At 63.9% G+C, this 12,869-nt stretch carries 13 protein-coding genes; 6 read left to right on the top strand and 7 right to left on the bottom strand.

The features are described from left to right. Window positions 1-88: 88 nt before the first annotated feature. The 3 genes from FHW83_RS05405 (at window position 89) to FHW83_RS05395 (ending at window position 2,212) form a co-directional block, all read left to right on the top strand. Window positions 89-520 (top strand): DNA polymerase III subunit chi, encoded by a 432-nt coding sequence (locus FHW83_RS05405; RefSeq protein WP_176645328.1) that lies wholly within the window; start codon window positions 89-91, stop codon window positions 518-520. Beyond that, window positions 517-903 carry a hypothetical protein gene (locus tag FHW83_RS05400; protein ID WP_176645327.1) on the top strand — a complete coding sequence of 129 codons (387 nt, stop codon included), beginning with the start codon at window positions 517-519 and terminating at the stop codon, window positions 901-903. The genes FHW83_RS05405 and FHW83_RS05400 overlap by 4 nt, the downstream gene beginning before the upstream one ends. A gap of 175 nt (window positions 904-1,078) precedes the next feature. Continuing rightward, the gene (locus FHW83_RS05395) at window positions 1,079-2,212 is read left to right on the top strand and encodes a branched-chain amino acid ABC transporter substrate-binding protein (protein WP_176645326.1); all 1,134 of its coding nucleotides are present in this window, start codon (window positions 1,079-1,081) and stop codon (window positions 2,210-2,212) included. A gap of 81 nt (window positions 2,213-2,293) precedes the next feature. Here FHW83_RS05395 and FHW83_RS05390 read toward each other — a convergent pair whose 3' ends face one another. Beyond that, window positions 2,294-2,614, bottom strand: coding sequence for a c-type cytochrome (locus FHW83_RS05390; RefSeq protein ID WP_176645325.1), 321 nt, complete (start codon window positions 2,612-2,614; stop codon window positions 2,294-2,296). Between the two features lie 139 nt (window positions 2,615-2,753). Here FHW83_RS05390 and FHW83_RS05385 point away from each other — a divergent pair, with 139 nt between their 5' ends. Continuing rightward, a complete protein-coding gene (locus FHW83_RS05385) occupies window positions 2,754-2,975 on the top strand; it encodes a TIGR04438 family Trp-rich protein (RefSeq protein WP_176645324.1) in 222 nt (73 codons plus the stop codon). Window positions 2,976-3,060: 85 nt separating this feature from the next. On the opposite strand, the gene ilvD is transcribed toward FHW83_RS05385, so the two are convergent. Continuing rightward, window positions 3,061-4,923 carry a dihydroxy-acid dehydratase gene (gene ilvD / locus FHW83_RS05380; protein WP_176645323.1) on the bottom strand — a complete coding sequence of 621 codons (1,863 nt, stop codon included), beginning with the start codon at window positions 4,921-4,923 and terminating at the stop codon, window positions 3,061-3,063. A gap of 126 nt (window positions 4,924-5,049) precedes the next feature. Here ilvD and FHW83_RS05375 point away from each other — a divergent pair, with 126 nt between their 5' ends. Both FHW83_RS05375 and lgt read left to right on the top strand, forming a co-directional pair. Next, window positions 5,050-5,946: a LysR family transcriptional regulator gene (locus FHW83_RS05375; RefSeq protein WP_176645322.1), complete on the top strand. Its 897-nt coding sequence runs from the start codon at window positions 5,050-5,052 to the stop codon at window positions 5,944-5,946. After that, window positions 5,940-6,800 (top strand): prolipoprotein diacylglyceryl transferase, encoded by an 861-nt coding sequence (gene lgt, locus FHW83_RS05370; RefSeq protein ID WP_176645321.1) that lies wholly within the window; start codon window positions 5,940-5,942, stop codon window positions 6,798-6,800. The genes FHW83_RS05375 and lgt overlap by 7 nt, the downstream gene beginning before the upstream one ends. Here the strand turns inward: lgt and FHW83_RS05365 are convergent. The 5 genes from FHW83_RS05365 to FHW83_RS05345 are packed head-to-tail and all read right to left on the bottom strand — an operon-like array spanning window position 6,784 to window position 12,865. Then, a complete protein-coding gene (locus FHW83_RS05365) occupies window positions 6,784-7,902 on the bottom strand; it encodes an ABC transporter ATP-binding protein (protein WP_176645320.1) in 1,119 nt (372 codons plus the stop codon). The two genes, lgt and FHW83_RS05365, sit on opposite strands and share 17 nt — an antisense overlap. Before the next feature lie 12 nt (window positions 7,903-7,914). Continuing rightward, window positions 7,915-8,739 (bottom strand): carbohydrate ABC transporter permease, encoded by an 825-nt coding sequence (locus tag FHW83_RS05360; RefSeq protein WP_176645319.1) that lies wholly within the window; start codon window positions 8,737-8,739, stop codon window positions 7,915-7,917. Beyond that, window positions 8,736-9,629: a carbohydrate ABC transporter permease gene (locus FHW83_RS05355; RefSeq protein ID WP_176645318.1), complete on the bottom strand. Its 894-nt coding sequence runs from the start codon at window positions 9,627-9,629 to the stop codon at window positions 8,736-8,738. The genes FHW83_RS05360 and FHW83_RS05355 overlap by 4 nt, the downstream gene beginning before the upstream one ends. Beyond that, window positions 9,626-10,867 carry an extracellular solute-binding protein gene (locus FHW83_RS05350; RefSeq protein WP_176645317.1) on the bottom strand — a complete coding sequence of 414 codons (1,242 nt, stop codon included), beginning with the start codon at window positions 10,865-10,867 and terminating at the stop codon, window positions 9,626-9,628. The genes FHW83_RS05355 and FHW83_RS05350 overlap by 4 nt, the downstream gene beginning before the upstream one ends. A gap of 18 nt (window positions 10,868-10,885) precedes the next feature. Continuing rightward, window positions 10,886-12,865 (bottom strand): hypothetical protein, encoded by a 1,980-nt coding sequence (locus FHW83_RS05345; protein ID WP_176645316.1) that lies wholly within the window; start codon window positions 12,863-12,865, stop codon window positions 10,886-10,888. Between the last annotated feature and the right edge of the window lie 4 nt (window positions 12,866-12,869).

Below are 12,869 nucleotides of genomic sequence, written 5' to 3'. Positions count from 1 at the left end.
GATTAACAATCTTCCCCATCACGCAAGCCGCACGGTAGCAAACTCGGTGCCAGCGGCTTGCGGCGATTTCGCATACACTGGATTTACCATGACACGCATCGACTTCCACACCAATGTGCCGGACAAAGTAGCCTACGCCTGCCGCCTCGTGCGCAAGGCCTGGGCCGCCAACAACCGCGTGGTGCTGATGACCGACGATGCGGTGCAGCTGGCGGAACTTAACGCGGCGATGTGGACATTTTCCGCCACCGACTTCCTGCCGCACGTATTGGCGGACGATGCGCTGGCCGCGCACACGCCGATCCTGTTGACGGACAACGATGAGGCGGAATTACCACACACGCACAAAGAATTATTGGTCAATTTGTCGCGCCGCGCGCCACGCAATGTGACGCGGTTCGCGCGCATGATCGAAGTGATTTCCTCGCAAGAGGAGGATGCGGCCGCCGGCCGCAAGCGTTATGTCGCATACAAGCAGCAAGACTATCCACTTACCCACTTTGTCGCAGGAAAATCATGAGCCAAGCATCGTTTGACGCAAGTATCCCTGTATTGACGGAAGTACTGAAAGCGGAGCCGCTGAGCGACGATTCGGCAGCCCCCGCCGCGCCGCAGCCGCCCTCGGCCGCCGCGCAACTGGAAGCCGCCGCGATTGACGGCTGGACCGAGGCCGAATGGGCGATGATGGAACATCGCCTGTCGGTGCGCATCATGCACCAGCTGCAGTCGCGCGTGGATTTCGTGCTGGAGCAGCGCATCAAGGACAGCATGGCCGAGGTGCTCAGCCACGCCTTGCATGACCTGACCAACGAGATCCGCATCGGCCTGCACGACACCATCGAGAAGATCGTCTCGCGCGCCGTCGCGCAGGAACTGACCCATCTGCAAGCGCAGAAAAAGTAAGCCCGTCCCACCGGTCCGCGCATCCACTGTGGTGCACGGACCGCACCTCCCCGAAGCATCCTTGCATCAAATCAGGGAAGCGCTCCAAAAAAGGTCAAAACCTCCCGTTGAACGCTTTGCGCCGCGAAAAATTTGTTGTACCTTGTGGCCTTGCATACAACTTTGGAGATTGCACATGCAGTTCAAATTCATTCCTCTCGCCATCGCCCTGGCTTTCGCCGGCAGCGCGGGCGCGCAAGAAGTGATCAAGATCGGTCACGTCGGTCCAGTCTCCGGTCCATCCGCCCACCTCGGCAAGGACAATGAAAACGGCGCCAAGATGGCGGTCGAGGACTTGAACGCCAAAGGCATCAAGATCGACGGCAAACCCGTCAAGTTCGTGCTGCAGCTGGAAGACGACGGCAGCGATCCCAAACAGGGCACGGCGGTCGCGCAGAAGCTGGTCGACGCCAAGGTCAACGGCGTGATCGGCCACCTGAACTCCGGCACTTCCATCCCCGCCTCCAAGATTTACCACGACGCCGGCATCCCGCAAATCTCGCCGGCCACCACCCAGACCAAATACACCCAGCAAGGCTTCAAGTCGGCCTTCCGCGTAGTGGCCAATGACGCCAAGCTGGGCGGCTCGCTGGGCAACTACGCCATCACCAAGCTGGGCGCGAAAAAGATCGCCGTGATCGACGACCGCACCGCCTACGGCCAGGGCGTGGCCGATGAGTTCATCAAGGCCGCCAAGAAAGCCGGTCCCAACGTCGAGTTCACCAAGGAATTCACCAACGACAAGGCCACCGACTTCAACGCCATCCTGACCAAGATCAAGGCCAAGAATCCTGACCTGGTGTTCTTCGGCGGCATGGACTCGGTTGGCGGCCCGCTGCTGCGCCAGATGAAGGCGCTGGGCATCAACGCCAAGTACATGGGCGGTGACGGCATCTGCACCGAATCGCTGCCGAAGCTGGCTGGCGCTGCGGCGGCCAATGGCGTGGTCACCTGCGCGGAAGCCGGCGGCGTCACGGCCGAGCAGCAAAAAGGCATGGATGATTTCGTGGCGCGCTACAAGAAGAAGTACAACGCCGACGTGCAGATCTATTCGCCGTATGTGTACGACGCGGTCATGACCATGGCCACCGCCATGCAGCAAGCCAACTCGGCGCAGCCGGCCAAGTACCTGCCGTTCCTGCAGAAGATCAAATATCAGGGCGTGACCGGCCTGATTACGTTCGATGACAAGGGCGACATCAAGGATGGCGCGCTGACCTTGTTCACTTACACTGATGGCAAGAAAACCAAGATCGAAGTGATTCACTAAGAAGATTCCCCTACGGGGAAGCGCCCATCAGCCTGAACGCGCTCAAGATCGCGCTCAGTGCGGATGGGCTTTTTTACATCATCATTTCTGGGACAGGACCCATTTCACCAGGGTCTTGGCTTCCGCCTCGTTCACCTGCGGATTGGCCGGCATCGGGATCGCGCCCCAGGTGCCGGAACCGCCCTTGATCACTTTGGTGACCAGTTTGGCTTCCGCGTCCTTCTGGCCGGCGTATTTAGCGGCAACGTCCTTGTAAGCAGGGCCGACCAGCTTGGTGGCAACCGCGTGGCAGGCCATGCAATTCTTGGCCTTGGCCAGGTCCAGGCCAGCATCCGCCATGGCGGCCTGCGAAGCGAAGGCCGACGCCAGTACTACTCCAACCATCATCAAATGTCGTTTCATTGTGTTCTCCAGGTGATTGCTACTAAATTCCGCTGGCCATTCTACCGCGTTTTGCCTTGATGCATTTAACGCTTAAGGCAAGTAAACGTTGACTTAAACTGGATTATTGCTTGTAAGATGGAGGGTAGAGGAGGAAATCATGCCACTGATCCTATTGATCGTCGCTCTGGTTGCGTTGCGCTACTTTGAAGTGTGGAAGTTTGCCGAACTATCCTGGTGGGCCATTGGCGCCCTGATGGTGATTGCATTCCTGTGGTTTGAGTTCCTGGAGCCGATGCTGGGCTTTGACAAGCGCAAAGCCCACAATGAAGACGAGAAGCGCCGCAAGGAACGCGTCAACAAGACCTTCGACAAAAAATGATTGTCATTCCGGCGAAAGCCGGAATCCATAGAACGTATGCGCGCATGCTCAGTATGGGTCCCGGCTTTCGCCGGGACGACGCGGGTTACTTCCGCAGCTGCGACAGGTCGCGCACCGCGCCGCGGTCGGCGGAGGTGGTCAGCGCCGCATAAGCCTGCAGCGCCTGCGACACATAACGATCACGGTTCACCGGCTTCCATGCATCGGCGCCCTTGGCTTCCATGGCCGCGCGACGCGCCGCCAGTTCCTCGTCGCTGATGCGCAGGCCGATGGTACGGTTCGGAATATCGATATCGATCATATCGCCCTCTTCCACCAGGCCGATGGCGCCGCCTTCCGCCGCTTCCGGCGAAGCATGACCAATCACCAGGCCTGACGAACCGCCCGAGAAACGGCCATCCGTGAACAGCGCGCACGCCTTGCCCAGGCCCTTGGATTTGATGTACGAAGTTGGATACAGCATCTCCTGCATGCCCGGACCGCCTTTCGGACCTTCGTAGCGAATGATGACCACATCGCCAGCATGCACGGTATCGCCAAGGATGGCTTCAACCGCCGCGTCCTGCGACTCAAACACACGCGCCTTGCCGCTGAACTTCAGGATGCTCTCATCCACGCCGGCGGTTTTAACAATGCAGCCCTTCTCCGCCAGGTTGCCGTACAAGACCGCCAGGCCTCCGTCCTTGGAATACGCGTGCTCCAGGTCGCGGATGCAGCCGGCGCTGCGGTCCAGATCCAGCGCCTCGTAGCGCTCCGATTGCGAGAACGCCACCTGCGTCGGCACGCCACCCGGCGCCGCGCGGAACAGCTGGTGCACAGCGGGATCGTCGCTGCGCTTGATGTCGTTGCGCTCAATGGCTTCAGCCAGGGTCGGCGCATGAATGGTTGGGCGCGACGTATCCAGCAGACCGGCGCGCGCCAGTTCGCCCAGAATCGCGATGATGCCGCCGGCGCGGTGCACGTCCTCGATGTGGAACTTGTCCGTCATCGGCGCCACCTTGCACAGGCATGGCACCTTGCGCGAGATGCGGTCGATATCGGCCATGGTGAAGTCCACGCCTGCTTCCTGCGCCGCGGCCAGCAAGTGCAGCACGGTGTTGGTCGAGCCGCCCATGGACACGTCCAGCGCCATGGCGTTTTCCCAGGTGGCCTTGGTGGCGATGGAGCGCGGCAGGATGGTGTAGTCGTCCTGCTCGTAGTGGCGCTTGGCCAGTTCCACGATCAGGCGGCCGGCGCGCAGGAACAGCTGTTCGCGGTCCGAATGCGTCGCCACGATGGTGCCGTTACCCGGCAGCGACAGGCCCAGCGCCTCGGTCAGGCAGTTCATCGAGTTGGCGGTGAACATGCCGGAGCACGAACCGCAGGTCGGGCAGGCGGAGCGCTCGATCTCGGCCACGTCGGCGTCGCTGACGGTGGTGTCGCCGGCCTTGATCATGGCGTCCACCAGATCCAGCTTGATGACTTTCTGGCCGCCGTTGACCACCTTGACCACCTTGCCCGCCTCCATCGGGCCGCCCGACACGAACACCACCGGGATGTTCAGGCGCATGGCAGCCATCAGCATGCCCGGCGTGATCTTGTCGCAGTTGGAGATGCACACCATGGCGTCGGCGCAGTGCGCGTTGACCATGTACTCGACCGAGTCGGCGATCAGGTCGCGCGACGGCAGCGAGTACAGCATGCCGCCGTGGCCCATGGCGATGCCGTCATCGACCGCGATGGTGTTGAATTCTTTCGCCACGCCGCCCGCTTTTTCAATCTCGCGCGCCACCAGCTGGCCCAGGTCCTTCAGGTGCACGTGGCCCGGCACGAACTGGGTGAACGAGTTGACCACGGCGACGATCGGTTTATCGAAGTCGCCATCCTTCATGCCGGTGGCGCGCCAGAGGGCGCGGGCGCCGGCCATGTTGCGGCCATGGGTGGTGGTACGGGAACGGTATTGCGGCATGATGTTTCTCCAATGGTAAGGCTAGCCTAAGAGTGTGCGACTACCCTGCCAGCGTGTCAAATATATGATTTCCGCTGCTGTGAGTCGTATAAAATATCACAGCACTCAAATTACATAGTTAGCCATATGGAACTGCGCCAGCTCCGCTACTTCGTCACCGTGGCCGAAGAACTCCACTTCGGCAAGGCCGCGCTGCGCCTGCACATGACTCAGCCCCCCCTGTCGCAGACCATCCAGGCGCTGGAAGAGGAACTGGGCGCCGCCCTGTTCGAGCGCAACCGGCGCGGCGTCGCCCTGACGCCCGCTGGCCTGGCCCTGCTGCCGGAAGCGCGCCGGCTGCTGGCGCAGGCGCAGGAACTGCCGCAACTGGTGCAGCGCGCCGCCGCCGGCGAAGTGGGCCGGCTGACGCTGGCCTTCGTCTCCTCGGCCGATTACAGCGTGCTGCCGCCCTTCCTGCGCGCCTACCGCGCCGCCTATCCGCAGGTCCAGATCACGCTGCAAGAAGCCACCTCCGATCTGCAACTGGACGACCTGCTGCACAACCGAATCGATGCCGGCCTGCTGATCCCGCCCCTGCCCGACAAGGCCAGGCAGGAACTCGACTATCTGCCGGTGCTGAACGAGCCGCTGGTGCTGGCCCTGCCCTCCGGCCTGCCGGCGCTAAAGAAGAAAGGCAAGCTGAAACTCTCAGCCCTGCCGCCGCTGCCGCTGATCATCTTCCCGCGTGCGATTGCGCCGGCGCTGCATGACGCCATACTGTCCGTATTCCGCGAGGCCGGCATCACGCCGCAGATCGGGCAGGAGGCGATCCAGATGCAAACCATCGTCAGCCTGGTCTCGGCCGGCATCGGCATGGCGCTGGTGCCGCAGTCCGTCTCCAACCTGATGCGGACCGGGGTAGAATACCGGGCGCCTTGCAACGCCACGCCGCTGGTCGAAACCGGCCTCGCATGGCGGCGCGATAACAGCTCGCCGGTGCTGCACGGCTTTTTGGAACTCCTACGAAAGAACACCCTATGCTGATACACCCGATGCCCGATCCCATCGCCCTGCAACTGGGGCCAGTCGCGATTCATTGGTATGGTCTGATGTACGTGCTGGCGTTTGCCATGTTCATCGCGCTGGGCCGCGTGCGCATCAAGCAGCCGCACATCGCCGCGCAGCAGTGGAAGAAGGAGGATCTGGACGACATGCTGTTCTACGGCATGATGGGCGTGATCATCGGCGGCCGCCTGGGCGAAGTGCTGTTCTACGAGCCGGCGAAATACTTTAGCGACCCGATCGAGATCTTCAAGGTCTGGCACGGCGGCATGTCCTTCCACGGCGGCTTTATCGGCGTGCTGGTGGCGATGTCGATCTGGGCGCGCAAGGCGGGCCGCAACCTGCTGGACGTGTACGACTTCATCGCGCCGCTGGTGCCGCTGGGTTATGCGGCCGGCCGCCTGGGTAACTTCATCAACGCCGAGCTGCCGGGACGCGTGGCCAGCGATCAATCGCTGCCGTGGGCGATGCTGTGGCCGGATATCCGCTACCCGCTGCATCCAGACCCGGTGTTCCTGCAAGGCCTGCGCCATCCGTCGCCGCTGTACCAGCTGATTGTGGATGGCCTGATCGTGTTCGTGATTTTGTGGCTGTATGCTCGCAAGGAACGGCCACGGCTGGCGGTGGGCGCCTTCTACACCTTGCTGTACGGCTGCGCGCGATTCTTCACCGAATACTTCCGGACCCCGGACTGGGAGACCACCGTGCTGGGCTTGCCGATCACCTCCGGCCAGGTCTTGTCGCTGCCGATGATCGTTGGCGCCATCATCATGCTGGGATGGGCCTATCAAGCCCGGCAAAAAGGCCGCGCGCCCATCCTCAAGCCGAAGGTCTGAACTGCAAGCGCCGCAAGGCCACGCCGTCGCTGCGGAACGCGTGCAGCGCGGCGGCCGGTAGCGAGAACGCCAGCGTATCGCCCACCCGCAATCCCTCTTCCTGCGTCTTGGCGATCAAGGTGGGCTGTCCGTCGGCCCACGCCAGATGCACATAGCTATGCTCACCCAGGGCCTCGATGTGCACAATCCGGCCTTGCCACCCATCCTGCCCCAGCACCATATGCTCGGGACGGATGCCTAATGTCAACGCGGCATCGGGCGCCAACTGGTCGCCATCCACAGCCACCGCACAGACCCGCCCTTGCAACATGACGTCGATGCCATCGGGGGTGATCGCCGCCAGCCGGGCGTCCAGAAAGTTCATCGCCGGCGTACCGATAAAGCGTGCCGCGAACAGATTGGCCGGCTGGTGATACAGCGCCAGCGGCGTGCCGATCTGCGCCACGTTGGACTGTCCCGGCGCCTCGGCGGCGGGACGCAACAGCACGATCTTGTCCGCCAGTGTCATCGCCTCCACCTGGTCGTGCGTGACGTAGATCATGCTGGCCGAATTGAGTTCGCGGTGCAGGCGGGCGATTTCCAGCCGCGTCTGTGCCCGCAGCGACGCGTCCAGATTGGAGAGCGGCTCGTCAAACAGGAATACCTTGGGCTTTTTGACGATGGCGCGGCCGATCGCAACCCGCTGACGCTGGCCGCCCGACAAGGCGCCCGGTTTGCGCGCCAACAACGGTTCCAGTTGCAGGATGCTCGCCGCATCCATCACGCGGCGTTCGATCTCCGCGCGCGGCAGCTTTTGCCGGGTCAGGCCAAACGCCATGTTGTCGTACACCGTCATGTGCGGATAGAGCGCATAACTCTGGAACACCATGGCGATGTTGCGCTCGGCGGGCGGCACCTCGTTGATGGTCTGGCCATCGATGGCCAGCGTGCCGGCGCTGACCGGCTCCAGTCCCGCGATCAATCGCAGCAGGCTGGACTTTCCGCAGCCGGACGGTCCGATGAAGACGCAGAACTCGCCCGGCGCGATGTCCAGGTTGACGTCGTTCAGGACGTGCTGGCCGTTGTAGGCCAGCGCGATATGGTGGAGGCTCACTTGCGTCATGGGGTTTCCGTTTTACTTGATGCCGCTGGACTGGTCGTTGATGTTGAGGAAGCGCCGGTTCAGTGCAACGTACATGATCAGGATCGGCAGGATCGAGATGACCGAGCCGGCCATGATCAGGTGCCACGACGAGGACTTGGCATACTGCTTGGCCACCGCGTTCAGCCCCTGCGTCAGCAGATAATTGTCGACACTGGAAATGAACAGCAAGGGCTTCATGAACTCGTTCCAGATGCCCATGAAGACAAAGATGGCCTGCGTGGCCAGCGCCGGCTTGGCCATCGGCAGCACGATGCGGAAGAACCGATGCAGCGGCCCGGAGCCGTCCAGCGTCGCCGCCTCCTCGATCTCCACCGGGAAGTTGATGAAGAACTGCCGCATCATGAAAATGTAGGCGATCGACACCGCCGAGGTCAGGATCACCGACAAATGGGTGTCGACCAGCCCCATGCGCGCGACGATCATGTACGCCGGGATCATGGTCACCTGGCTGGGCACCATGACCAGCAGCATCAGGGTCTGGAACAGCAGGCCGCGTCCGCGAAAACGGAAGCGCGCCAGCGCATAGCCCGCCATGGTATTGAACAGGACGTTGAGCAGCGTCACCGCCGTCGCCACCATGAACGAATTCCACAACCATTGATAAAACGGCCCATGCAGGATCGTCTCGTAGGCGGCCAGCGTTGGCGCCTGTGGCCAGATGCTGTCGGCGTCGGCGATCTCGCGCGCGCTCTTGAGCGAGGTCAGGACGGCCCAGATGAACGGCGCCAGCGTCAGCAGGCTATAGGCGCTCAACACAAGATACAGCGCGCCGTTGGCGTAGGAACGCCGCCTCATCGGTTCACCCCATCCGGGCGCACAAAGCGGTTCAGGATCAGCGTCGCGCAGAAAATGATAATGGTCAGCACCATCGCCAGCGCGCAGGCCAGGCCCATGGTGTTGTAGTTCTTGAAGGCGAAGTGGTAAATCAGCAGAGTGAAGGTCAACGTGGCGTTCTCCGGCCCGCCCTCGCCGCCGGACAGAATGAAGGCTTGGTCAAACACCTGAAAGCAGCCTATCAGCCCCATGGTCAGCACGTAGCAGGTGATCGGCATTAGCTGCGGCACGCTGATTTCCCAGTGCCGGCTGAACGGGCCGGCGCCATCCAGCAACGCGGCCTCGTAGAGCGATCCTGGAATTTCCTGCAGGCCGGCCAGGAACACCACCATGAAATGCGGAATCGTCGAGAACACGTTCATCAACATGATGATGCCCAAGGCCCAATGCGGATCGCCAAGGAAATTGATGCCAATGCCAAAGTGCTCCCGCAGGAACAGCACCACCACCCCGTTGTTATTGAACAGCCACATGAAGATCATGGTCATCGCCGCCGATGAGGTCAGCGTCGGCAGGAACAGCAGCGTGACGTAGCTGCGTTTGAAACGGATCCTGCCGTTGATGGCGCAAGCCAACGCCATGGCCAGCACCGTTTGCAGCGGCACCACCACCGCCACGTAGACCAGTGTGTTGTGGCAGGCGGCCCAGAACTTGTCGTCCTCGACCAGATACGCCAGATTGCGCAAGCCGACAAAGGTGTGCCGGCCCGACACCAGATCCATCTTCTGCACCGAGACGAACAACGCATACGCGATCGGCGCCAGCGTGAACAGGCCGACCACCAGCAGCGCCGGCAGCAGGAAGGCGTACGCGCTGATGGCCGCGCCGCGCGGCAAGCGGACGCGCTTCATCGCTGACGCTCGATTTCGCGGTTGGACACGGCTTCGGCTTTTTCCAGCGCCTGCCGCAGCGATTTGCTGCCGTTGAACGCGGCCAGAAACTGGTTGCCGAAATTGGTGTTCAGTATCGGCAGCTCGATGCCGCGCGACCATACCGTGGCGTAGACGGCGCCACTCACGTGGGCCGCCAGTCCGGCCTCGCTGCGCATCCGCATCGCCGCCTCCACGCTATGGCGTGTCGGCAGCGTGCCGGAGGCGCTGGCCCACAGCCGCATGCCAGGGCCGGTCATGTAGCGCGCGAAGCGCAGTCCGGCGGCTTTGTTCTTGGCGCCGCGCGGCACCGCATAGCCGACCACGAAGGCCATGGTTTGCTTACGCTGGTTCACGGTCGGCATCTCGCGCGTGATGAACGGCACGTCACCATAGTCATGCTTGAGTGAGGGCTGTACCCAGTTCCCCTCCATCATCATGACGGTGCGCTGGGTGCCGAAAGCCGCCCCCGGCCAGTCGGCGCCCAGGTCATCCTTGGGCGAGAAGAGGTATTTCAGCGCATGGCCGCTGACCAGTTGGTTCAGGTAGGCGTAGGCCGCGGGATTGCCGGTAAAGCGCGCGCGCCCATCGGCGCCGATCAGCGGCTGGCCCGAGGTTTCCAGCGCCGCCAGATGGCGCGCCAAGTCCTTGTCGATAATCATCGCCGCCACCCCGCGCGGCAGCCGGGTCTGCAGGGCCTGGGCGAAGCGCATCAGGCCATTGAAGTCGCGTGGCACGTCGTCGGGGCGATAGCCGGCCTGCTTGAGCAGGCGCGGGTTCAGGTACAGCGCGAGGGTCGAATAATCCTTGGGCAGGCCGTACAGCTTGCCGTCGCGCCCGCGGAAGGCCTGCAGGAACTGCGGATAGAAATCCGCCTGGTCCGGCGCGCTCAGTTCCAGCGGCTCCAGCACGCCGCTTTCAATTAGCACCGGCGCCTCGGACGCGTCCAGATAAAACACGTCGGGCGGATTGCTGGCAGCGAAGCGCGATTTCAGCACATCCTGGTATTTGTCTTCGATGACCTGCTTGCGTACCGCGATGCCGGTGCTGGCGGTGAAGGCGGCGGCGGCTTGATCGAAAGCGGCGACCTCGGCTGGCGAGGAGCCCCACACCGCCACCGTGACCGGCTCGGCGGCCCAGGTCGGCAAGGCCGCCGCCAGCGCGGCGCACAGCAGGATGCGCCGCGCGGCGTTGCGCGGGCGCTGGCCTGGTTGGTTCATGGTTCGTCTCCCGATGGATCACGCGGACATTGTACTAGCGGCCGCGGGCGGCTGAACCGCCAGATAGACGGTGCTCCACAACTGCACCGCGTTGGCCTCGTCGGCGGTGGCGGCGCCGGGGCCGAACGGCCGCATGCGGTATTCGCCATCCTCCCAGGTCCACGACCACAGTTCCGAGTTGCTTTGCGCCTGCGTCGCCTGGATCGCCGCCCACAAGGTGTCCTGCGCGGCCGCCAGCAAAGCGCGGGTGGCGGCCGGCAGATCGGTGCGCGCCAGTTGCCGCGCCAGCCCGGCCGCCAGCAGCGCCTGCTGCCACGACCACACCACCGCGCCATGGTAGCGGTCCGGCCCGAACAAGGCGCGCAGCGCCGCGTCGGCGTGGGCGCCATTGGCCACCACCAGGCCGACCCCGGTCATCAAGCCGGCCGGGAACGGCCGCATGATGGCGCGCAGTTCGCGCTCGATCAGATCCGCCGGCGGCTGCTGCAACAGCAAGGCGAAGCCCAGGTCGGAATGCAACACCGGCACCGGCAGGTGTTGCGCGTCCAGCGCGATGGCGCTGAAGCACAGTTCCTCGTCGTCCAGGCTGGCCAGCGCCGGCGCCGGATCGACACCCAGCTCCCCGGCGCAACGGCGCACGTTGTCGCGCACCGCCGCGGCGTCGCGCCGGACCGCGAAATACGCCGGCACCCGGGTCTCCCACAGTTGCGCCAGAGTGCCCACGGCCGCATCCGGCTCCAGATACGGCGCCAACAAGCCGCTGGCCTGCAGCGCGGCGATGGCACGCAACGCGGCCGGCACCAGGATGGCGTTGACGTTGTAGGACACCACACCGCCGCCGAGACCGTCGGCGCTGTCGCGCCAGTCGCCGGTCAGCTGGCCGGGCCTCAGGTGAATCAGGTTGGCCACATCGGGTTGCCGCGCATAGGCGCTGGCCAGCCGCCGCACGCGGCGGAAGTTGCGCGCCAGCGCGGCGCCGTGCGGCTCGCCAAGCGCGCCGGGTTCGGCCAGCCACCGCGCGGCCTCCGGCGCGCCTGCGTGCTCGAGCAGGTAGGCCATGGCGGCCGGCGCCAGCATGAAATCGTCGTCGACCATCTTGTAGTCGTACACCGGCGCGCCGCCGCTACCGTGCAAGAGCGCCCACTCGCCAATGTCCTCCTCGTGCGCCACCGCGCCTTGTGGATCGAGCCGTCCCAGCACCGACAACAGCCCGGCCTCGATGGCCTGCGGCGTCAGCGCCGGCATCAGCAGCAACAGCGACATCAGCGTATCGCGCCCGAAGTAGGTGTTGAAGCGCCAAGACCCCGCCAACAGCTTGTCGCGATAGCTGAGGAAGGCCAGGCTCTGGCGCGCCCGCCAGGCGCCGGCCTCGGGCGCGCGCAGCAGTTGGTCGGCCGGCAACGGCCGCAACGCCGTCTCGCCGGTCAGCGCGGTCAGGCGCAGCCGCAGGGTTTGACCGGGTGCCGCGCACAGCATGATGCAGCCGTGGGCGTCGGTGCTGACGCTGCCGTTCAGCACTTGCAGCACGATCGCGTAGCCGACCGAGCCATCGATCCGGTCGCGCGACCAGCGCACGCTGTCGGCGCTGAAGTGCACCGCGTTGTGCATGCCGAGCGGCAGCCGCCCATCGTGCTGATAGTCGCGCAGCACGCGCGCGGAACTCAGCACCGCCGCGCTGACCGTCAGGCGGTTGCGGTCGGCGCCGAGGTCGGCGCCGACGCCGTACAAAGGCCGGCCCTGACCGTCGCGGCTTTGCACCGCCTGCAGCTGCCCGGCGCCACTCCACGACAGCGGCGCCGCATCCGGCTTGAACCACAGTCCGGTGGCGCTGTTCCCGGCCGGGAAGGCGGCCAGCAAACGCGGCTCCATACCCGAGGTCAGCAGCAAGTGCGCCGCCACCGGCCCTTCCCGCAAGAATTCATTGGCGACCTGGCCTTCCGGCAGGGAAAAGCGCAGGACTGGTTCGTCGGTGCTGGGCAGCGGGTGAATCTGTTCCATTGAT

Source organism: Duganella sp. SG902 (genome assembly GCF_013376005.1).
Lineage (GTDB): Bacteria > Pseudomonadota > Gammaproteobacteria > Burkholderiales > Burkholderiaceae_D > Rugamonas.
This window is presented reverse-complemented; position numbering and strand designations above follow the sequence as displayed.

Excerpts from the sequence above, each read along its gene's own strand:
- FHW83_RS05405 (WP_176645328.1), top strand. The coding sequence starts at position 89 with ATGACACGCATCGACTTCCACACCAATGTGCCGGACAAAGTAGCCTAC.
- FHW83_RS05400 (WP_176645327.1), top strand. The coding sequence starts at position 517 with ATGAGCCAAGCATCGTTTGACGCAAGTATCCCTGTATTGACGGAAGTA.
- FHW83_RS05395 (WP_176645326.1), top strand. The coding sequence starts at position 1,079 with ATGCAGTTCAAATTCATTCCTCTCGCCATCGCCCTGGCTTTCGCCGGC.
- FHW83_RS05390 (WP_176645325.1), bottom strand. The coding sequence starts at position 2,614 with ATGAAACGACATTTGATGATGGTTGGAGTAGTACTGGCGTCGGCCTTC.
- FHW83_RS05385 (WP_176645324.1), top strand. The coding sequence starts at position 2,754 with ATGCCACTGATCCTATTGATCGTCGCTCTGGTTGCGTTGCGCTACTTT.
- ilvD (WP_176645323.1), bottom strand. The coding sequence starts at position 4,923 with ATGCCGCAATACCGTTCCCGTACCACCACCCATGGCCGCAACATGGCC.
- FHW83_RS05375 (WP_176645322.1), top strand. The coding sequence starts at position 5,050 with ATGGAACTGCGCCAGCTCCGCTACTTCGTCACCGTGGCCGAAGAACTC.
- lgt (WP_176645321.1), top strand. The coding sequence starts at position 5,940 with ATGCTGATACACCCGATGCCCGATCCCATCGCCCTGCAACTGGGGCCA.
- FHW83_RS05365 (WP_176645320.1), bottom strand. The coding sequence starts at position 7,902 with ATGACGCAAGTGAGCCTCCACCATATCGCGCTGGCCTACAACGGCCAG.
- FHW83_RS05360 (WP_176645319.1), bottom strand. The coding sequence starts at position 8,739 with ATGAGGCGGCGTTCCTACGCCAACGGCGCGCTGTATCTTGTGTTGAGC.
- FHW83_RS05355 (WP_176645318.1), bottom strand. The coding sequence starts at position 9,629 with ATGAAGCGCGTCCGCTTGCCGCGCGGCGCGGCCATCAGCGCGTACGCC.
- FHW83_RS05350 (WP_176645317.1), bottom strand. The coding sequence starts at position 10,867 with ATGAACCAACCAGGCCAGCGCCCGCGCAACGCCGCGCGGCGCATCCTG.
- FHW83_RS05345 (WP_176645316.1), bottom strand. The coding sequence starts at position 12,865 with ATGGAACAGATTCACCCGCTGCCCAGCACCGACGAACCAGTCCTGCGC.